Raw genomic sequence first — 19,540 nt, 5'->3', positions numbered from 1 at the left:
GAAGCCCGCTACTCGGAGTACCTCGAGCTCGACCTCGGCGACGTCGTCCCGTCCATCGCCGGCCCCAAGCGCCCGCAGGACCGGGTCTCGCTGACCGAGAGCAAGGAGTCGTTCCGCACCGCGCTCGCCGACTACACCGAGCAGGACCTCAACGGCTACGACGAGGCCGTCGACGAGTCCTTCCCGGCGTCCGACACCCCCAGCAGCACCGACGACGGCAAGAACGGCGACAAGCCCAACGCGCCGGCCCCGTCCGGCGCCGGCCGGGCGAGCAACCCGCAGCACGTACGCCTCGAGGACGGCACGGAGTTCGAGCTCGACCACGGCGCCGTCACGATCGCCGCGATCACGTCGTGCACCAACCCGTCGAACCCGTCGGTCATGATCGGCGCGGGCCTGCTGGCCAAGAAGGCCGTCGAGAAGGGCCTGCACAGCAAGCCGTGGGTCAAGACGACGCTGGCGCCCGGTTCGAAGGTCGTCACGGACTACTACGAGAAGTCCGGGCTCAATGTCTACCTCGACAAGCTCGGCTTCAACCTGGTCGGCTACGGCTGCACGACCTGCATCGGCAACTCCGGTCCGTTGATCCCCGAGGTCAGCAAGGCCGTCAACGACGGCGACCTCGCGGTCACCGCGGTGCTGTCGGGCAACCGCAACTTCGAGGGTCGGATCAACCCCGACATCAAGATGAACTACCTCGCGTCGCCGCCGCTGGTCATCGCGTACGCGCTGGCCGGCTCGATGGACGTCGACCTGTACACCGAGCCCCTCGGGCAGGACCAGGACGGCAACGACGTCTTCATGAAGGACATCTGGCCGACGCCGCAGGAGGTCGAGGACGTCATCGCGGCCTCGATCGACGCCGACACGTTCAGCCGTGAGTACGCCGACGTGTTCGCCGGTGACGAGCGCTGGCAGAACCTGCCGACACCCGACGGTGACGTGTTCGAGTGGGACCCCGAGTCGACCTACGTCCGCAAGGCGCCCTACTTCGACGGCATGGACCGCGAGCCGTCGCCGGTCGAGGAGGTCAGCGGCGCCCGGGTGCTGCTGAAGCTCGGCGACTCGGTCACGACCGACCACATCAGCCCCGCCGGTGCGATCAAGAAGGACAGCCCCGCGGGCAAGTACCTCTCCGAGCACGGCATCGAGGCTCGCGACTTCAACTCGTACGGCTCGCGCCGTGGCAACCACGAGATCATGATCCGCGGCACGTTCGCCAACATCCGTCTGCGCAACCAGATGGCACCCGGCACGGAGGGCGGCTTCACCCGCAACCTCATCGCCGACGGCGAGGTGACCTCGGTGTTCGAGGCGTCCGAGGCCTACCAGGCCGCCGGCGTCCCGCTCGTCGTCCTGTCGGGCAAGGAGTACGGCTCGGGCTCGTCCCGCGACTGGGCGGCCAAGGGCACGGCCCTGCTGGGCGTCAAGGTCGTCATCGCGGAGTCCTACGAGCGCATCCACCGCTCGAACCTGATCGGCATGGGCGTCCTCCCGCTGCAGTACCCCGCGGGCCAGAGCGCCGAGTCGTTGGGCCTGACGGGCGAGGAGACGTTCGACTTCACGGGCATCACCGAGCTCAACGAGGGCAAGACGCCGAAGACGGTCCACGTCAAGGCAGGAGACGTCGAGTTCGACGCGGTCGTCCGCATCGACACGCCGGGCGAGGCCAACTACTACCGCAACGGCGGCATCATGCCGTACGTGCTGCGGAGCCTGCTCGACTGAGCACGTCCGCACTGCAGGTCCAGGGGCATCGCCGTTCGCGGCGGTGCCCCTGACTTTGGTCCCGACTTCGCAGATTTGTCCGCCACGCCGACAATTTGTTGTCGGAGGTGCTGGACGTGACCCCAGTCACGCTATACGTTGTGCCAAACAACAAACGCGTTACGTGGGCGAAACATGATCGGCCGCGACGCACAACTGGAGGAATGGAGGCGGTCTGTGTGAAGCGGACACGCAATCTCGTGCTGGCGACGATCATGGGTGGGGCTCTCGCGCTCAGCGCATGTGGCGGCAGCGACAGCGAAGGCGGCGGCAGCGACGGCGGCGGCGGCGGCAAGGCGGACGGCAAGATCGGCGTCATCCTTCCCGACACCAAGTCCTCGGTCCGCTGGGAGAGCGCCGACAAGCCGGCTCTTGAGAAGGCCTTCAAGGCGGCAGGCGTCCAGTACACGGTGCAGAACGCCGAGGGTGACGCCGAGAAGATGCAGACCATCGCCGACAGCATGATCACCGACGGCGTCACGGTCCTCGCGATCGTCAACCTCGACTCCGACTCGGGTGCGGCCATCGAGGAGAAGGCCAAGAGCCAGGGCGTCAAGACCATCGACTACGACCGGCTGACGCTGGGTGGCTCGGCCGACGTCTACATCTCGTACGACAACAGCAAGGTCGGCGCCCTGCAGGGCGAGGGACTCGAGAAGTGCCTCGGCGACAAGGACGCCAACATCATCTACCTGAACGGCTCGCCGACCGACAACAACGCGACGCTGTTCAAGCAGGGCGCGCACAGCGTCCTCGACAAGAACAAGAAGTACAAGAGCGTCGGTGAGCAGGCCGTGCCGGACTGGGACAACGACCAGGCCGTCACGATCTTCGAGCAGCTCTACACCAAGGTCGACGGCAAGGTCGACGGCGTCTACGCGGCCAACGACGGTCTCGCCGGCGGCGTCATCTCGATCCTGGACAAGAACGGACAGGCCGGCAAGGTCCCCGTGACGGGTCAGGACGCGTCGATCGAGGGTCTGCAGAACATCCTCGCCGGCACGCAGTGCATGACGATCCAGAAGTCGGCCAACGGACAGGCCAAGGCCCTGGCCGAGACGGCCATCGCGATGGTCAAGGGTAACAAGGCCGAGACCACCGGCACCGTCAAGGACGACACCGGCAAGCGTGACGTCCCGGCGATCCTGCTGGATCCCGTCGCGATCGACAAGACGAACGTCCAGGCGGTCGTCGATGCCGGCGACCTGAAGGCGTCCGACATCTGCACGGGCAAGTACGCCAAGCTCTGCACGGACAACGGCGTCAAGTAGTTCGCACGGGGGTGCGGCTTCTCCGGTCCACAGCCGGGGAGCCGCACCCCACCGCTGTTACCCCCACCAGCACATCTCTCGGAAGGATCGCCCGATGAGCGACTCACCCCTCCTCTCCCTGCGGGGAGTCAACAAGAGCTTCGGCGTGGCGCACGTGCTGCACGACGTCGACCTGAACATCTATCCCGGCCAGGTGACGGCGCTCGTCGGCGACAACGGTGCCGGCAAGTCGACCCTGGTCAAGGCGCTCGCGGGCATCTATCCCGCGGACACCGGTGAGTACCTCTTCGAGGGCAGGCCCGTCTCGGTGCACGGCCCCAAGGACGCCTCGGCGCTCGGCATCGAGGTCGTCTACCAGGACCTCGCGCTGTGCGAGAACCTCGACATCGTCGAGAACATGTTCCTCGGCCGGGAGATCCGCAAGGGCCCGTTCCTCGACGAGACCACGATGGAGAGCAAGGCCCGGCAGGTGCTGGCATCGCTGTCGGTGCGCACCGTGAAGTCCGTGCGCCAGAGTGTCTCGAGCCTGTCCGGTGGCCAGCGCCAGACCGTGGCGATCGCCAAGTCGGCCCTGTGGAACTCCAAGGTCGTGCTGCTCGACGAGCCGACCGCCGCCCTCGGCGTCGCCCAGACCGCGCAGGTGCTGCAGCTCGTCCGCCGCCTCGCCGACCAGGGCGTCGGCGTCATGCTGATCTCGCACAACCTCACCGACGTCTTCGAGGTGGCCGACCGCATCACAGCGCTCTACCTCGGACGCGTCGCGGCCGATGTCGCAGTCAAGGACGTCACCTCCCGCCAGATCGTCGAGCTCATCACGACGGGCTCCTCGTCCGACCTCCCCTCGTCCTCGTCCGCCGCGACGGTCTGAACCCGAAAGCCACTGACATGACTGACATCATCACCGAAGCCGAGGAAGCAGGCTTCGCCTCCGACCGCACGCAGTCCCACACGCTGGGCGAGGCCACCCGGGCGTACGTCACCCGCGTCCGCGGCGGCGACATGGGCTCGCTGCCGGCCATCTTGGGCCTCGCGGTCCTCTTCGTGGTCTTCGGCTTCGCCAACGACCGCTTCCTGTCGGCGCTCAACATGGCCAACCTCATCACGCAGGCCGGCGCCATCATGGTGCTGGCGATGGGCCTGGTCATGGTCCTGCTGCTGGGCGACATCGACCTGTCGGCAGGTGTCGCCGGCGGCGTGTCCGCCTGCGTCATGGGCCTGCTCATCGTCAAGCACGACCAACCGTGGTACCTCGCGGTGCTCGCCGCGCTGGTCACCGGCGCCGCGATCGGCCTGATCATCGGCGTGCTGGTCGCCAAGCTCGGCATTCCGTCGTTCGTCGTGACGCTGGCGTTCTTCCTCGGCCTGCAGGGCGTGACCCTCAAGCTGATCGGCGAGGGTGGCTCGGTCCGCGTGTCCGACCCGGTCATCAGCGGCATCACGAAGGACAACCTGAGCCCGCTGTGGGGCTGGATCCTCGCCGTCGCGATCATCGTCGGCTACGCGGTCCTCGCGCTGCTCAGCCACCGCCGGAAGGTCGAGAAGGGCCTGCAGCACCAGCCGCTCGCCGTCGTGATCGGGCAGATCATCGTCCTGGGGCTGATCCTCATCGGCGTCACGGCCGTGCTCAACGTCAACCGCGCGCCCAACCCGGGCTTTGTCATCGAGGGCATCCCGTACGTCCTGCCGGTCGTCGCCGTCCTGCTGATCTTCTGGACCTTCGTGCTGGCCCGCACGTCGTACGGCCGCCACGTCTACGCCGTGGGCGGCAACCCCGAGGCGGCCCGCCGCGCCGGCATCAACGTCGACCGCATCCGCATCTCGGTGTTCATGATCGGCTCGTCGATGGCGGCGCTCAGCGGCATCATCGCGGCGTCCAACGGCGGCAAGGTGTCGACGTCGTCCGGTGGCGGCAACGTCCTGCTGTACGCGGTCGGTGCGGCCGTCATCGGCGGCACGAGCCTGTTCGGCGGCAAGGGCAAGGCCCGCGACGCCGTGATCGGTGGTCTGGTGATCGCGACGATCGCCAACGGGCTCGGCCTGCTCAACCAGGCGTCGTACATCAACTTCCTCGTGACCGGCGGCGTCCTGCTCCTCGCGGCGAGCGTCGATGCGATCTCACGCAGGCGGCGTTCCGCGACAGGCCTCTGACCATGGCATCGGCCGGGCGCGCAGGCGTCGGCACCAACCAGGAAGATGTCCGGCGGCACAATCTCGGGACCGTCCTCGGTCACGTGCATCGTGCCGGCCGGCTCTCCCGGGCGGAGCTGACGACCAGGATGGGACTCAACCGCAGCACGATCGCCGGACTGGTGACCGAGCTGGAGTCGTTGGGCCTGGCCGAGCAGGCCAAGCCCTCCGGCGCCCGCATCGGCGCGGGTCGTCCGTCGGTCGACGTCAAGGCCAAGCCGGGGGCATACGTCCTCGCGGTCGACCTGCGGGTCGACGGGCTGACCGTGGCGCGGGTGGGACTGGGCGGTGTCGTGCTGGCGCGCGCCACCGGCCCGGTCCCGCCGGGCCACGACCCGGAGGCGATCAGCACGTCGGTCGTCGAGCTCATGCGGCTCGTCGTCAAGGACGTCGAGCCGGGGTCCGCGCTGGTCGGTGTCGGGGTGGGCATCCCCGGGATCATCCGGGCCGAGGACGGCCTGGTCCGGCTCGCGCCCAACCTGGGCTGGCGGGACGTCCCGTTCGCCAAGATCCTGTCGGCGCGCATCGGCGGACTGGGTGTGCCGGTGCTGGGCAACGACGCCGATCTCGGCGCGCTCGCCGAGCACCTCCGCGGTGCCGGGGTGGGCGTCGAGGACCTGGTCTACCTGTCCGGCGAGGTCGGTGTCGGTGCCGGCGTCATCGTGAGCGGCCACAAGCTCGAAGGCGCGGGCGGCTACGCCGGCGAGATCGGGCACCTGCCCTTCGTCCCGGACGGTCGGCTGTGCCACTGCGGGGCGTACGGCTGCTGGGAGACCGAGATCGGCGCGGAGGCCATCGCCCTGGCGATCGGCTGCCCGCCGGAGCGGCTCGGCGCGCTGGGGGAGTACCTCGACGGCGTGCACGAGGCGTCACCCGACCTGCGGGTCGTCGGCCGGGCCCTCGGTCGGGGGCTGGCCGGGGTGGTCAACATGCTCAACCCGCGCGTCATCGTCCTGGGTGGCTATCTCCGCTCGTTGTTCCCGCTCGTCCACGTGGACGTCGAGGCCGAGCTCGAGATCCACGCCCTGACCGCTCCCCGTGAGCTGGTCAGGGTGACCCTGCCGGGTCTGGGTGGTGACTCGGTCCTCCACGGTGCGGCCGAGCTCGCCTTCGAGCCCCTGCTGGCCGACCCGGTCGGCCGACTGGCGGCGGCCTGCCACGACGCCGAGGAGGCCCTCGCCGGCTGAGATGCCGGCGGCCGTGCTTTCGGCTGGCTCCCGTCTCAGCTCAGCGTCGAGCGCTCGAGATCTGGTTGCACAGCGCCCAGATGACGAGGACGTCGAACGCGATCACGATGAGCGTCCACACGGGGTAGTACGGCAGGAAGGCGAAGCTGAGGACCGCGCCCAGCCCCCCGATGCCGACGCCGACGACGTAGCCCCATACCCGTCCGGTCAGGATCGCGAGTGCCGTGGCGAGGCTCAGCGCGCCCATCACGACGTGTATCCACCCCCAGGCCGTGACGCCGAGCTTGTAGGAGTAGTCGACGCCGGTCGAGTACACCTCGTCGTCCGCGATCGCGGAGATGCCCTCGAGCAGCTGGAACACCCCCGTGATCAGCAGCATCGCGCCCGCGAAGCTGACCAGTCCGTAGGCGGTCGCGCTCTTGGCAGGGCTTCCGTGGGTGCTGCGCGTCGGTGTCGTGGTCATGGGTGCTCCCGTCGATCTTTGCGCGGCACGTTAGCCCGAGAGCCCGTTCCCGCTCTCACCCGCGACGGGTGACCGCGCATCGAGCCAGCGGGCGGGGCGGAGTTCACCACCCGCGGGTGACCTCGCGGCCCGCGCGGGGCCTCAGTCTCGACGTATGACCGGGCCTGCGGGCCGTCGCATGATCGAGGGAGCGGGACATGGGCACCCTGACGGTGTGGAAGTTCGAGACGACGACCGGCGCTGACGATGCCGAGAGGACGCTGCTGCGGCTGTCCGAGGAAGGCGTGATCACGGTGCACGACGCAGCGACGGTCACCTGGGAGGTCGGGAAGAAGAAGCCCAAGACCAGGCAGCTCAGTCCCACGGCCGCGGGCGGTGCGCTGGGCGGATCGTTCTGGGGCCTGCTGTTCGGCATGATCTTCTTCGTGCCGCTCCTCGGAGCCGCGATCGGGGCCGCCTCCGGGGCGTTGGCCGGATCCCTGACCGACGTCGGCATCGACGACGACTTCATCAAGCGGGTGCGCGAGCAGGTCACGCCCGGCACCTCGGCACTGTTCCTGCTCGTCCGACGCGGAGATCGACCGGGTGCGCGACACGTTCGCCGAGGGGGAGAGGCCCGAGCTCATCTACACCAACTCGAGCAACGACCAGGAGGACGCGCTGCGCGAGGTCTTCGCTGAGTGACGGCGGCGTCATGGTTACCGAGGCGTGATGGACCGCGACGGCCACCGCCGGGTTGCCACCACGGTGGCGTGGGGCCGGGCACACGCCGAGCGGGTCCTGCGCCTGACCACGGTCCGGCGTCTGCTGTCGGCGCTCCTGCGGCTCGAAGTGGTCGACCGGTCCATGGCGCTCGCCGCCCAGGCCCTGCTGGCCCTCCTCCCGCTGCTGGTCGTGGCGGCGGCCTTCCTGCCCGACACCGTCGTCGACGCGGGCCTCGATCGGGTCCGGGCGGTCACCGGGATCGGCGCCGCCCAGACCTCGGTGCTGGGGGAGGACGTGACGGGCGGGGTCGACGTCGACCAGGCCAGGTCCCAGGCGGGGGTCATCGGGGTCCTGATCACGGTCTTCTCGGCCAGCAGCTTCTCCCGGGCGATGCAGCGGGCGTACGAACGGGTGTGGGACCAGCCCCACGAGGGCGGGCTCCTGGGCCGCCGGAGGTCCTTCGTGTGGTTGATGGCCTGGCTGGTCGGCCTGCAGACGCTCGCCCTGCTGGGTGGGGTGCTGGGTCGTGGCACGGGGATTGCCGGGTCGGTCCTCGCGTTCACGGTGCGGGTGCTGCTGGCCGGGCTGCTGTGGTGGTGGTCGCTGCACTTCCTGCTGCACCAGCGGGTCCGTTGGCGCCCGCTGCTGCCGGCGGCGGCGATCACGGGGCTCGCGATCGTGGCCTACACCGCCGGGTCGACGCTGGTCATGCCGGCGTACGCCACGTCGTCGGCGGGAGAGTTCGGCGCTCTGGGTCTCGTGCTGACGGTGGCCACCTGGCTCGTCGGCTTCGCCGGGGTGCTCCTGGTCTCGGCCGTGACGGGCCGGGTCGTCGCGGAGGACCCGGGTCTCCAGGCCCTGGGTCGGTGGATCACTCGTGGTTGGCGCGGCGCCTGGCCGCCGCGCGGGTCGTGGCGACGTCGCGGACCCGAGAGCTGACCACGGCCGCGGTCGTGGCCACGAAGACGACGTCGAACACCATCTGGACCAGGACGAGGGTGCGCGCGGCCTGCCCCTCCGCGTGGATGTCGCCGTAGCCGACGGTCAGGATCGTGCTGACGGTGAAGTAGAGCGCGTCGACCCGGGTCTCGAGACCGTCGACCTCGCCGTGGTGCCGCAGCTCGAGGACGTAGTAGACCATCGCGAAGGAGAGCGTCATGACGACCACGGCCAGCACCAGGCCGTCGATGCGCCGGTCACTGTCCAGCACGGCGAGGCGGAGCTGGCGGACCACGACCCAGGCGGTCACGGTGAGCAGCAGCACCACGACGACCACCCGCCCGAGGACGCTCGCGCGGGTGTCGGCCGAAGTCGGCACGATGAAATAGACCATGACGAGCAGCACCAGGACCGCCGTCCGGTGCAGCCAGTCGACCAGCGTGCTCATGCCCGGTCGCCGACTGCGCCGGTGAGGACGTGGACCCCCGCGTTGAGGATGCTGATCAGCAGGGCGGCGACCACGGTGCTCAGCGGGCCGCCGACGTCGAGGTGGTCCGTGATTCCCGCCGACAGGGCGAGCAGGACCCCGTTGACGACCAGTGCGAACAGGCCGAACGTCATGAGCGTGACGGGCAGGGACAGCAGCCGCAGCAGCGGGCCGATGATCGCGTTGACCAGCCCGAAGACCGCGGCAGCGAGCAGGACACCGAGGAATCCACCGCTGATCTCGACGTCAGGCACGGCCCAGGCCGTGATCGCCAGCACCGCGGCGAGCAGGACCCAGCGCAGGAGCAGCGATCTCAGCATGCCCGCATCGTGCTCAGACCGCACCGATCGGGGCTCACCCGCCGGGGGTGAACGCCGGTCAGACCGCGAGCGCGCCCGTGAGCACCTCGGCGAGCGCGTCCTCGGCGGCACCCAGGGCGGCGCCATGGATGCCCAGCGAGCTGAGCCGGATCTCAGGGAGGTGGATCCCGGCGGTCGGGAGCCGCTCCGCCAGGACCGCCGCGGCGGCGGGCACGACATGCTCGCCGAGGGGTACGAAGTATCCGCCGAGCACGATCGCCGACGGATCGAGCACCGCGGCCAGCGTCGCGAGCCCACGACCCAGGTCGTGTCCCAGGCTCTCGAGCGCGACCCGGACGGCGGGGTCGGTCTCGGCGCGCTCGGCCACCGCGGTCGCGGTCTGCAACGGGGTGGCGCGCTCCGGCATCCCGACCCCGAGCAGCATGGCTCGCAGGCCGATCGAGGCCTCCCAGCAGCCCCGCCGCCCGCACCCGCAGGTCGCGTCGGGATTGCCGATCGGCATGTGACCGACCTCCCCGGCGAAGCCCGCGCCACCCCGCATCAGTCGCCCGTCCTGGACGATGCCGGCCCCGATGCCGATCGTGCCGGTGATGTACAGCGAGTCGCGGACGTCCGCGGCGACACCGTGGGAGGCCTCCGCGAGGGCCGCGCAGTTCGCGTCGTTGTCGACCGTCGTCGGGCAGCTCCCGTCGAACGCCGCCTCGAGCTCGGTGGCGAGCTGGCGCCCGTCCCAGCCGAGGTTGGGCGCCCACGACACCGTCCGGTTGTCGTGCGCCACGAGGCCCGGCACGGCGACCGTGGCACCCACGACGGTGTGGCCGCTCGCGAGCAGCGCGGAGCGCACGTCGGTGGCCAGGCCGATCAGCTCGCGCGCGCTGGGCGGGGTGCCGGCCGTGGTGACGGGCCGGGTCTCGACGACCTTGACCCGCCCAGCCAGGTCGAGCGCGACGGCGGCGACGTAGTCGACATTGACCTCGAGCCCGAGCCCGATGATCGACTCACCCGTCAGCGTCACGGGGCGCCCCGGCCGGCCCCGGCCCGACGGCACCGAGTCGTCCTCCGCGACGGCGCCGCCGGCCTCGAGCGTCCCGACGATCGTGCCCACCGTCGCCTTGGCCAGCCCCGTGCGCCGGGCCAGCTCGGTGCGGGTCGCCGGGCCGTCGGACCGCAGCGACCGAAGCACCAGGCCGGTGTTCTGCCGGCGAAGGTGCTCGGTCCCGGCCGGGGCCCCCGTCACGGTCACGATCAGCGCACGCCGTAGAGGTGCTCGAGCGCCAGCTGGTCGAGGTGCTCGAACGCCGCACCGCGGGCCGCGAGCTCGTCCGGATCGGCCAGCTCGGCCTGCTCCAGCTCGGCCCAGCCCTCGCCCTCGGCGAGCGTCGGCACCGACAGCTCGGGGAGCTTGGCCGCCTCCAGCGCCGCCTGCACCTCGGGATCGGCGCGGAACGCCTGCACCTTGTCACGCAGGATCAGGTAGTTGGTCATGCACGCCTCGGCCGCGACCCAGACACCCTTGTCGTCCTCGGTGCGCGGGGTCTTGAAGTCGAAGTGCACCGGGCCGTCGTAGCCGCCGGCGAGGATCGTGTCGACGACCCAGAAGGCGCCGCGCACGTTGCCGGCGCCGAAGCGGAAGTCCTGGTCGTAGCGGGGACCGGTCTGGCCGTTGAGGTCGATGTGGAACAGCTTGCCCTGCCACATCGCCTGCGCGTAGCCGTGGGCGGCGTTGAGCCCGGCCATCTCCTCGTGCCCGATCTCGGGGTTCACGCCGACGTTCTCGGAGCGGTCGAGGGTGTTGATGAACGCCAGCGCGTGCCCGATCGTCGGCAGCAGGATGTCGCCGCGGGGCTCGTTGGGCTTGGGTTCGATCGCGAACTTGATGTCGTAGCCCTTGTCGTGGACGAACTCGCCCAGGACGTTGAACGCCTCGCGGTAGCGGTCAAGCGCCGCCGCGACGTCCTTCGCGGCACCGGACTCGGCGCCCTCGCGGCCGCCCCAGCAGACGTACACCTTGGCGCCGAGCTCGGCGGCGAGGTCGATGTTGCGCATGACCTTGCGGATCGCGAAGCGCCGGACGTCGCGGTCGTTGGACGTGAAGCCACCGTCCTTGAAGACCGGGTGGGTGAACAGGTTGGTCGTCGCGGTCGTCACGGCGAGCCCGGTGTCGGCGAGGCCCTTCTTCCACCGGTCGATGATGGCGTCGCGCGAGGCGTCGTCGGAGCCGAACGGGATCAGGTCGTCGTCGTGGAAGTTGACGCCGTATGCGCCGAGGCGCGCGAGGTTCTCCAGCGCGTAGATCGGGTCCATGTCGGCCCGGGTCGGCTCGCCGAAGGGGTCGCGGCCCGGGTAGGCCACGGTCCACAGGCCGAAGGAGAACTTGTCGTCACGGGTGGGGGTGGGGATGCTCATGGTCAACCAATCTGTTGTGGGTGTCAGGACGTGCGGTCGCGCAGGCGTGCGTAGGCCTCACGCACGAGCGGGTTCGGTGTGGCGGTGTACGTCTCGGCGTGCGGTGGCGCCCAGGACGGCGGCTCGGTGCTGCCGGACCAGGCCCAGGCGGCCTGGCGGGCCGCGCCGAGGGCGACGTACTCCCCGGGTGCCGGCACGGTGACGGGTGCCCCGAGGATCGCGGGGGCGAGAGCGTGGACGGCCGGGTTGCCGGCCGCGCCGCCGACCAACAGGATGCGGGTCGCGGTCTCGCCGGTCATCCCGGTCAGCAGGTCGACGGCGTCGGCGAGCGAGCACAGCAGCGCCTCGAACGCCGCCCGGGCGACGTCCTCGCGGCTCGTGCCGGAGGTCAGCCCGGCCCACGTGCCGGTCGCGTCGGGACGGTTGGGCGTCCGCTCGCCGTCGTAGTAGGGCGAGATCGTCAGGCCGTTGGCCCCGGCCGGGGCGGCGAGGGCCAGGCGACCCAGCTCGCCGTGGTCGACGCCCAGCAACCGGCACTGCAGGTCGAGGATCCGCGCCGCGTTCATCGTCGTGGCCATCGGCAGGAAGCGGCCCGTCGCGTCGGCGAAGCCGGTCACCGAGCCGGTCCCGTCGGCGATGCGGCTCACGCTCACGGCCGAGGCGACGCCCGAGGTGCCGATCGACACCACGACGTCGCCCGGCCCCAGGTCGAGGGCGAGGGCGGCGGCCATGTTGTCGCCGGTCCCGGCGCCGACGGCGAGTCCCGTGGCGGTCTTGGCGGCGATGCCGGACGGCGCCACGATCCGCGGCAGGCCGACGGCGTGACCGATTGCTGCCTCGGCGAGATCGGGGCGCCAGGCATCGTCGGCGGTCGAGAAGTAGCCGGTGCCCGACGCGTCGCCACGGTCGGTGAACGCCTCGCCGCTGCCGACGACGTGCCGTGACACGTAGTCGTGGGGGAGGAGCACCTCGTGCGTACGCGCCGCGGCCTCGGGCTCGTGGTCGCGGAGCCAGCGCAGCTTGGTCGACGTGAACGAGGCGACCAGCACGCTGCCGACCGTCTCGGCGCAGGCCTGCGGCCCGCCGAGCTCCGCCACGAGGTCGACCGCGGCGGCGCTCGACCGGGTGTCGTTCCAGAGCAGGGCGTCGTGGACGGGCTCGCCGGCTCGGTCCAGCGCGACCATGCCGTGCTGCTGGCCGCCGATCGAGATGGCCGACGCGCGGGGGAGCAGCCCGTCGGTGGCCTGGTCGAAGGCGTCGAGCCAGGCGCGCGGGTCGACCGCGGTGCCGGTCGGATGCGGCGCCGACTGCTGCGCGACGACCCGGCCGTCGCTCGCGTCGACCAGGACCGCCTTGGTGGACTGGGTCGACGAGTCGATGCCGAGCACGAGGTCTGCTGCCATGCACCATGTTTAGTACGACTCTTGAACTAAGTCAAGGTCCCGGGCACCCGGCACACTGGTCGGCGTGACGATTCATCCCGACCACCCGTTCGTGCCGCCCGAGGGAGAGCGCGATCCGTTGCGCCGGCTCCGCGGGCGGATGCCGGCTCCCGTCACGGTCTGGTCGACCGGGCAGGGGCGCGACCGGCACGGCCTGACCGTCTCGTCGGTGCTCGTCGCGGACGGCGAGCCCCCGCAGGTGCTGGGGCTGGTCGATCCCGACTCGGACTTCTGGGACGCCACGCCCACGACGTGGGTCGTCAACGTCCTGGGCGCCGAGCACCGCTTCCTCGCCGACGCGTTCGCTGGGACGGCTCCCGCGCCCGGCGGCCCGTTCACGCTGGGCACGTGGACCGACAGCGAGTGGGGGCCGGTGCTCGAAGGGACCGCGGGCTGGATCGGCGTACGCCTGGTGGACCAGGCACCCCGGTCGGTCGGCTGGGGCTCGCTGGTCCAGGGGGAGATCGAGTCGATCACGGTCGGTGCGGCCGACGCGCTGATCCACCTGCGGGGCCGCTACCGCGAGGCGCGCACCGACGACGCGCCCCGTCCCGGCGGCACACCGTGACCCGGTCGACCTCCCGTGGGCGCGCAGTCACTCAGCACGCCGATAGACTGACTCCTATGGCAGATGACGGGAAGGTGGCACCGGTGAGCGTTCTCTCGGGCCTGTCCGGACCAGCCGACCTGCGGGACCTCGACGAGGACGAGCTGAGCCGTCTCGCCGCCGAGATCCGCGAGCTGCTGATCACCTCGGTCGCCTCCAACGGCGGCCACCTGGGCCCCAACCTGGGTGTCGTGGAGCTCGGCATCGCGATCCACCGGGTCTTCGAGTCGCCCGCCGACCGGGTCGTGTGGGACACGGGCCACCAGGCGTACGTCCACAAGATGCTGACGGGACGCGCGGGACAGTTCGGCGCGCTGCGCACCGAGGGCGGCCTGTCGGGCTACCCGAGCCGCGCCGAGTCCGAGCACGACTGGGTCGAGAACTCCCACGCCTCGACGAGCCTGTCCTACGCCGACGGCATGGCCAAGGCCAACCACCTGCTCGGCAAGCCCGACCACGTCGTCGCCGTGATCGGCGACGGTGCGCTGACCGGCGGCATGGCCTGGGAGGCGCTCAACAACATCGCGGCCGACAAGGACCGCCGCCTCGTGGTGATCGTCAACGACAACGGCCGGTCCTACACGCCGACCGTCGGTGGCCTGGCCAACCGGTTGACCGACATCCGCACCAACCCCAGGTACGAGCCGGCGCTCAACGCGATCAAGGATCGCCTGACGCACACCCGCTTCGGCGGCGCGAAGGCCTACGAGGCGCTGCACGCGATCAAGAAGGGCGTCAAGGACGCGCTCGCGCCGCAGGGCATGTTCGAGGACCTCGGGCTGAAGTACATCGGCCCCGTCGACGGTCACGACCGCGAGACGCTCGAGCACGCGCTGAGCCAGGCCAAGCGGTTCGGCGGCCCGGTCCTGGTCCACGTCCTGACCACCAAGGGCCAGGGCTACGACATCGCGGTGGCCAACGAGAACGACCAGATGCACCAGGCCAACCCGTTCGACCGCGAGACCGGCGAGGCGGTCAACGTCGCACCCGCCGGGTGGACCTCGGTGTTCCGTGACGAGATCGTCCGCATCGCCGACGAGCGTCCCGACGTCGTCGGGATCACCGCCGCGATGCTCTACCCGGTCGGCCTCGACGCCTTCGCGGACAAGTTCCCCGACCGGGTCTTCGACGTCGGCATCGCCGAGCAGCACGCCGTCACGAGCGCCGCGGGCCTCGCGATGGGCGGGCTGCACCCCGTCGTGGCGGTCTACGCGACGTTCATCAACCGTGCGTTCGACCAGGTCCTGCTCGACGTCGCGCTGCACAAGTGCGGCGTGACGTTCGTTCTCGACCGCGCCGGCGTGACGGGCGACGACGGGGCGAGCCACAACGGTATGTGGGACATGTCGCTGCTGCAGATCGTCCCGGGCCTGCGGCTCGCGGCACCCCGGGACGGCTCCCAGCTGCGCGAGCTGCTCCGTGAGGCCGTCGACGTCGACGACGCCCCCACCGTCGTGCGCTTCGCCAAGGGTGCGGTGTCCGAGAACCTGCCCGCGATCGAGCGGGTCGGGACGTACGACGTGCTGTCCCGCGACGCCGCGCAGGACGTGCTGGTCGTCGCGGTCGGCGTGTTCGGGCACATGGGCATCGAGGTCGCGGACCTGCTCCGGGCCGCGGGCCACGGCGTCACGGTCGTGGATCCGCGCTGGGTCAAGCCCGTGGATCCGGCGCTCGCAGCTCTGGCCGGTCACTTCGACCTCGTCGTGACGCTGGAGGACAACGGGCGCCAGGGCGGTGTGGGTGCGGCCTACACGCAGGCCGTCCGGGACGCCGGCATCGACACCCCGATCCAGGTGCACGGCGTCGCGCAGGAGTTCCTCGACCATGCCAAGCGCAACGTGATCCTGGGCCGGCTCGGCCTGACCGCCGAGGCGGTTGCCGGCGACACACTCGCGGCGCTGGCCCGGAATACCCCCGCCGGATGAGTGGTTGACCATGGCGATGAAGAGCTGGCGAGCACGACGTTCCGAGGACCCGGTCGACCGCGAGGGAAGCGGCCCGGTGCTGATCCACGCCCTGGACGGGTTCCTGGGTGCCGGTTCAGCCGCGCGCCTGGCCTCCGAGCAGCTCAAGTCCGGTCACGGTGAGGTCATCCACGAGTTCTCGGTGGACGACATGTTCGACTACCGGGCGCGTCGACCCATGATCCAGTTCCGCGACAACCACTACGCGGACTACGAGGCCCCCCGGCTGGAGATCGTGCTCGAGCGCGACGCCGACGGGACACCGTACTTCCTGCTCGCCGGGCCGGAGCCCGACTTCCAGTGGGAGCGGTTCGCCGACGAGGTGCACGGCGTCATCCAGGAGCACGACGTGCCGCTGACCCTCGGCCTCGGTGCGGTGCCGATGGGCGTCCCGCACACCCGCCCGTCGATGATCACGGCCCACGGGACCCGGCCCGAGCTGGTCGACCGCCAGAACCTCTGGTCGGCGCAGGTCACCGTGCCGTCCTCGGCGCAGTCGCTGCTGGAGTACCGCCTCGGTGAGTGGGGCCACGACGCCGCGGGCTACGTCGTCCACGTCCCGCACTACCTCGCCCAGATCGACTACCCACCGGCGGCGATCGCGCTGCTCGACGCCCTGGTCGACCGCACCGGGCTCGCGCTCGACATCGAGCCGCTCCGCGCCCGCCAGGGTGAGACGCTCAAGGAGATCGAGCAGCAGATCGAGGAGCAGGGCGGCGCCGGCCTGCTCGGTGGTCTCGAGGAGCAGTACGACGCGTTCACCCGCGGCGCGGCGCAGTCCCTGCTCGCCAGCGACGAGGAGCTCCCCAGCGGCGACGAGCTCGCCGACCAGTTCGAGCAGTTCCTGGCCAGGCAGAGGAAAGACGACCAGTAGGTCTGGGGTCGGGTTGGACCTGGTTGGGTCCTGGCCTCCCGGCGCTCGCGTCGTCGGCTTGCGTCTCGAGGCGCTCACCACCGCTCACGAGTCGGTTGTCGTCCGCCGACAAGCGCCGTCACATCTCCGGCCTCCGCTGCGTCGTCCGCTCGTCGACGGACCACCACGGACTCCTGAGCTCGGCGCCCTTCCGCGGCGGGTTGACACCTCGCCGTGATCACCCCGATAGGGTGTAGGGGTGCCTGCCTCCCTTGCTGATGTCGTTGGTCTGCTGGATCTCGAGGAGCTGGAGGTCGGCCTCTACCGGGGCGCGCAGCCCGCCGGGTCCTCGCTCAAGCGGGTCTTCGGCGGCCAGGTCGCGGCGCAGGCCCTCATGGCCGCCCAACACACGGTCCCCGTGGAGCGACACGTGCACTCGCTGCACCTCTACTTCATCCTCGGCGGCGACCCGAGCATCCCGATCGTCTACGACGTCGAGAACGTCCGGGACGGTCGGTCGTTCACGACGCGGCGCGTCGCGGCACGCCAGCACGGCGAGATCATCTTCTACATGACGGCCTCGTTCCAGGTCGCCGAGGACGGCTGGGACCACCAGGACGCGATGCCGCCCGTCCCGTCGCCCGACGAGGCGACGCCACTGTCCGACATCATCGCGCTGCGCGGCTCCGAGGCGCTGGCGCACTGGAAGAACGAGTGGTCGTCGTTCGACATGCGCTACATCGGGGACAACCGCGCCGCGGACGATCCACAGCGCACCCTGGTGCCGGCGGTCCAGCGCCTGTGGTTCAAGGCCGACGGGACCCTGCCGGACTCCCGCCAGGTCCACAACGCCGCGTTCACCTACATCAGCGACCTCAGCCTGCTGGGTGCCAGCCTCGTGCCGCACGGCCAGGTCATCGGCTCGCCGGAGGTCCAGGCCGCGTCGCTGGACCACACGATCTGGTTCCACCGCCCGGTCGCGGTCGACCAGTGGCTCCTGTACGACCAGACGTCCCCGTCGGCCTCGGGAGCCCGTGGCCTCAGCATGGCGCGGGTCTTCTCCGAGGACGGGACGCTCGTCGCGACCGTCGCCCAGGAGGGCCTGATCCGCCCGCTCAAGCCACGCGCCTGATCACCCGACGCTCGGCAGCGTCCCCACGCTGGGGAAGTTGATCGACGACGGGTACTTCGCGGAGTTGTGGATCCTCATGACCGTCAAGGTGCCCAGCAGGTCCGGGATCGTCGGCAGCAGGTGCGGGATGTCGAAGGCCTGCACCGCGACCCGGAGCTTGTGACCCGGCAGGATCTTGGCGCGGGTCGGGAAGACCTCGACGTCGATCGGCGCGACCACCCCGCTCACCAGCTTCTTCTGCGCGGCCTTGGTGAACGGGTGGAACGGCTGCACCAGGACGCCGTCGAGGTAGCGCGACCTCTTGGTGTCCAGCGCACGGTGGGACAGAACCTGCCAGCCGCCGGTGAGCCGCTTGACGGTGCCGTCGGGCGCTTCGTCCTCGATCGCGACCGACAGCATGCCGTCGCCGCCGATGCTGGAGGTGTACAGGTGCGCGTCGATGGGTCCCTGCAGCGTGACCGCCTTCTTCAGGGCCGGGGTCGAGAACACGGCGCCGGTCCTGTCGTTGAGCGCGTTGTCCGTGAAGCAGGGGTTGTCCTTCAGCACGACGTTGACCAGTCCCGCGGTCCATTGGCTGGCCGAGCGCGTGCAGAGGCCCGAGACGGGGACGGGATAGATGTCGGACGTGCCGTCGGTGCGCGCGCCGGTGGTCAGCCCGCCGGGCGCGCCCAGCGGTGTTGACGAGCCCGTCAGGCGCAGCTTCGCACCCTCCAGCGAGGAGCCGATCCACTGCGAGTCACGACGCCAGGCGCCGGTGCCCTGCTCGTAGTAGGTCAGGTCCGAGACGTCCTTGTCGAGGGTCGCGTCCTTGGTGCCCTTGAGGTAGTGGTCGAACCAGCGCAGCTGCATCTGGCCGAGCGTGCCGTAGCCCGCCTTCTCGAAGCCCGTACCGCCGGAGGCCTGAAGGTGGTCCCAGGGCCCGACGACGAGCTTGGTGGGCACACCGCGCCTGTCGAGGTTCTCGAACAGCAGGGGAGTGCCGCGCTGGAACAGGTCGTACTCGCCGGACACGAAGAACGCCGGCACCTTGACCTTGTCGATGACGTTGATGACGGAGCGCTCCTTGTAGAACGCGCCGTCGTACGCGGGCTCGCCGCCGCCGAGGGCGCGGAGGAGGAGTGGGACCGTGAAGGTCGCGGCCCCGGTCAGGTGGTCGAGGAGCTCGACGATCGCCGACCGCGGGTCGGTCGTCGCGATGGCGGGCGGGACCAGGCCCGTCGTGGTCACGAGCCCGAGCCACAGCGGGATGAAGCCGACGTCGATCTGGCCGCCGGACGCGACGACGTCGCGGTAGACGTCGGCGCCGGGCACCTGCGGGAAGATCGCCTTGAGGCCCTTGGGCTGGGCCGCGGCCGCCCAGAGCTGGCTGATGCCCATGTACGACGGGCCGGTCATGCCGGTGATTCCGTTGCTCCAGGGACGTTCGGAGGAGTGCGCCCACTCCATGATCTCGCCGCCGTCGGCGTTCTCGCGGGCGCTGAACGCCTCCCAGATGCCCTCGGAGCTGCCGGTGCCGCGGGCGTCCACCGTCAGCTGCACGTAGCCGCGCTTGACCAGGTAGTCGGACCCGCCGGGGCTGACCGACTTGTTGTACGCGGTGATCGTGACGAGCACGGGCAGGCGCTGGTCGACGGCCTTGCCGGCGGCATCGGCGGGACGCCGGACGTCGCCGCGCAGCGTCGTGCCGTCGGACATCGGGATCGCCACGTCCTTCTCGGTGACGACCTTCGGGTACTGCTCACCCCGCGCCGTCCAGGCGGACGCCACGGCCGTGGCGGTGCCGGCGCCGAGCACCAGCGAGGACGCCACC

The 19,540-nt window shown here is 70.5% G+C and carries 18 protein-coding genes; 11 read left to right on the top strand and 7 right to left on the bottom strand.

Annotation, left to right across the window (positions count from 1 at the left end):
- The 5 genes from acnA to JWQ91_RS04160 form a co-directional block, all read left to right on the top strand.
- Positions 1–1,728 (top strand): aconitate hydratase AcnA (gene acnA, locus JWQ91_RS04180; protein ID WP_297781221.1); only part of this gene is annotated, 1,728 nt, incomplete at its 5' end.
- 218 nt (positions 1,729–1,946) lie between these two features.
- On the top strand, positions 1,947–3,038 hold the full coding sequence (locus JWQ91_RS04175; protein ID WP_297781218.1) for a substrate-binding domain-containing protein: 1,092 nt from the start codon (positions 1,947–1,949) through the stop codon (positions 3,036–3,038).
- A 94-nt stretch (positions 3,039–3,132) separates the two neighbouring features.
- Positions 3,133–3,906, top strand: a complete 774-nt coding sequence (locus JWQ91_RS04170; protein ID WP_297781215.1) for an ATP-binding cassette domain-containing protein — start codon at positions 3,133–3,135, stop codon at positions 3,904–3,906.
- 17 nt (positions 3,907–3,923) lie between these two features.
- Positions 3,924–5,186, top strand: coding sequence for an ABC transporter permease (locus JWQ91_RS04165; RefSeq protein ID WP_297781212.1), 1,263 nt, complete (start codon positions 3,924–3,926; stop codon positions 5,184–5,186).
- A gap of 2 nt (positions 5,187–5,188) precedes the next feature.
- Positions 5,189–6,412, top strand: coding sequence for an ROK family transcriptional regulator (locus JWQ91_RS04160; protein WP_297781210.1), 1,224 nt, complete (start codon positions 5,189–5,191; stop codon positions 6,410–6,412).
- Positions 6,413–6,452: 40 nt separating this feature from the next.
- Here JWQ91_RS04160 and JWQ91_RS04155 read toward each other — a convergent pair whose 3' ends face one another.
- Positions 6,453–6,875, bottom strand: a complete 423-nt coding sequence (locus tag JWQ91_RS04155) for a hypothetical protein (RefSeq protein ID WP_297781207.1) — start codon at positions 6,873–6,875, stop codon at positions 6,453–6,455.
- A gap of 197 nt (positions 6,876–7,072) precedes the next feature.
- Between JWQ91_RS04155 and JWQ91_RS04150 the strand changes: the two genes are divergently transcribed.
- Both JWQ91_RS04150 and JWQ91_RS04145 read left to right on the top strand, forming a co-directional pair.
- The gene (locus tag JWQ91_RS04150; protein ID WP_297781204.1) at positions 7,073–7,555 is read left to right on the top strand and encodes a DUF1269 domain-containing protein; all 483 of its coding nucleotides are present in this window, start codon (positions 7,073–7,075) and stop codon (positions 7,553–7,555) included.
- A 31-nt stretch (positions 7,556–7,586) separates the two neighbouring features.
- On the top strand, positions 7,587–8,519 hold the full coding sequence (locus tag JWQ91_RS04145) for a YhjD/YihY/BrkB family envelope integrity protein (protein WP_297781201.1): 933 nt from the start codon (positions 7,587–7,589) through the stop codon (positions 8,517–8,519).
- Here the strand turns inward: JWQ91_RS04145 and JWQ91_RS04140 are convergent.
- From JWQ91_RS04140 to xylB, 5 genes are read right to left on the bottom strand one after another with little or no spacing between them, the layout of a single operon-like run.
- Positions 8,452–8,967, bottom strand: a complete 516-nt coding sequence (locus tag JWQ91_RS04140) for a potassium channel family protein (RefSeq protein WP_297781199.1) — start codon at positions 8,965–8,967, stop codon at positions 8,452–8,454. The two genes, JWQ91_RS04145 and JWQ91_RS04140, sit on opposite strands and share 68 nt — an antisense overlap.
- Complete coding sequence (locus JWQ91_RS04135; RefSeq protein WP_297781197.1) at positions 8,964–9,326, bottom strand: phage holin family protein; 363 nt, start codon at positions 9,324–9,326, stop codon at positions 8,964–8,966. The genes JWQ91_RS04140 and JWQ91_RS04135 overlap by 4 nt, the downstream gene beginning before the upstream one ends.
- Before the next feature lie 58 nt (positions 9,327–9,384).
- The gene (locus JWQ91_RS04130; protein ID WP_297781195.1) at positions 9,385–10,569 is read right to left on the bottom strand and encodes an ROK family transcriptional regulator; all 1,185 of its coding nucleotides are present in this window, start codon (positions 10,567–10,569) and stop codon (positions 9,385–9,387) included.
- A 2-nt stretch (positions 10,570–10,571) separates the two neighbouring features.
- Positions 10,572–11,732, bottom strand: coding sequence for a xylose isomerase (gene xylA, locus JWQ91_RS04125; protein WP_297781192.1), 1,161 nt, complete (start codon positions 11,730–11,732; stop codon positions 10,572–10,574).
- A 23-nt stretch (positions 11,733–11,755) separates the two neighbouring features.
- Complete coding sequence (xylB, locus tag JWQ91_RS04120) at positions 11,756–13,135, bottom strand: xylulokinase (protein WP_297781190.1); 1,380 nt, start codon at positions 13,133–13,135, stop codon at positions 11,756–11,758.
- Between the two features lie 64 nt (positions 13,136–13,199).
- Between xylB and JWQ91_RS04115 the strand changes: the two genes are divergently transcribed.
- The 4 genes from JWQ91_RS04115 (at position 13,200) to JWQ91_RS04100 (ending at position 17,730) form a co-directional block, all read left to right on the top strand.
- Entirely contained in the window at positions 13,200–13,742 is a 543-nt protein-coding gene (locus JWQ91_RS04115; RefSeq protein WP_297781187.1) for a flavin reductase family protein, read from the top strand.
- 83 nt (positions 13,743–13,825) lie between these two features.
- Complete coding sequence (gene dxs / locus JWQ91_RS04110) at positions 13,826–15,706, top strand: 1-deoxy-D-xylulose-5-phosphate synthase (RefSeq protein ID WP_297781185.1); 1,881 nt, start codon at positions 13,826–13,828, stop codon at positions 15,704–15,706.
- 10 nt (positions 15,707–15,716) lie between these two features.
- On the top strand, positions 15,717–16,619 hold the full coding sequence (locus tag JWQ91_RS04105) for a PAC2 family protein (RefSeq protein WP_297781182.1): 903 nt from the start codon (positions 15,717–15,719) through the stop codon (positions 16,617–16,619).
- Positions 16,620–16,857: 238 nt separating this feature from the next.
- Positions 16,858–17,730, top strand: coding sequence for an acyl-CoA thioesterase II (locus JWQ91_RS04100; RefSeq protein ID WP_297781180.1), 873 nt, complete (start codon positions 16,858–16,860; stop codon positions 17,728–17,730).
- On the opposite strand, the gene JWQ91_RS04095 is transcribed toward JWQ91_RS04100, so the two are convergent.
- Positions 17,731–19,540: CocE/NonD family hydrolase (locus JWQ91_RS04095; protein ID WP_297781178.1), on the bottom strand; the 1,810-nt coding region annotated here is incomplete at its 5' end.

Origin of the sequence: Aeromicrobium sp., from assembly GCF_025965075.1 — a bacterium.
GTDB lineage: Bacteria > Actinomycetota > Actinomycetes > Propionibacteriales > Nocardioidaceae > Aeromicrobium.
This window is presented reverse-complemented; position numbering and strand designations above follow the sequence as displayed.

Excerpts from the sequence above, each read along its gene's own strand:
- JWQ91_RS04170 (WP_297781215.1), top strand. The coding sequence starts at position 3,133 with ATGAGCGACTCACCCCTCCTCTCCCTGCGGGGAGTCAACAAGAGCTTC.
- JWQ91_RS04165 (WP_297781212.1), top strand. The coding sequence starts at position 3,924 with ATGACTGACATCATCACCGAAGCCGAGGAAGCAGGCTTCGCCTCCGAC.
- JWQ91_RS04160 (WP_297781210.1), top strand. The coding sequence starts at position 5,189 with ATGGCATCGGCCGGGCGCGCAGGCGTCGGCACCAACCAGGAAGATGTC.
- JWQ91_RS04155 (WP_297781207.1), bottom strand. The coding sequence starts at position 6,875 with ATGACCACGACACCGACGCGCAGCACCCACGGAAGCCCTGCCAAGAGC.
- JWQ91_RS04150 (WP_297781204.1), top strand. The coding sequence starts at position 7,073 with ATGGGCACCCTGACGGTGTGGAAGTTCGAGACGACGACCGGCGCTGAC.
- JWQ91_RS04145 (WP_297781201.1), top strand. The coding sequence starts at position 7,587 with ATGGACCGCGACGGCCACCGCCGGGTTGCCACCACGGTGGCGTGGGGC.
- JWQ91_RS04140 (WP_297781199.1), bottom strand. The coding sequence starts at position 8,967 with ATGAGCACGCTGGTCGACTGGCTGCACCGGACGGCGGTCCTGGTGCTG.
- JWQ91_RS04135 (WP_297781197.1), bottom strand. The coding sequence starts at position 9,326 with ATGCTGAGATCGCTGCTCCTGCGCTGGGTCCTGCTCGCCGCGGTGCTG.
- xylA (WP_297781192.1), bottom strand. The coding sequence starts at position 11,732 with ATGAGCATCCCCACCCCCACCCGTGACGACAAGTTCTCCTTCGGCCTG.
- xylB (WP_297781190.1), bottom strand. The coding sequence starts at position 13,135 with ATGGCAGCAGACCTCGTGCTCGGCATCGACTCGTCGACCCAGTCCACC.
- JWQ91_RS04105 (WP_297781182.1), top strand. The coding sequence starts at position 15,717 with ATGGCGATGAAGAGCTGGCGAGCACGACGTTCCGAGGACCCGGTCGAC.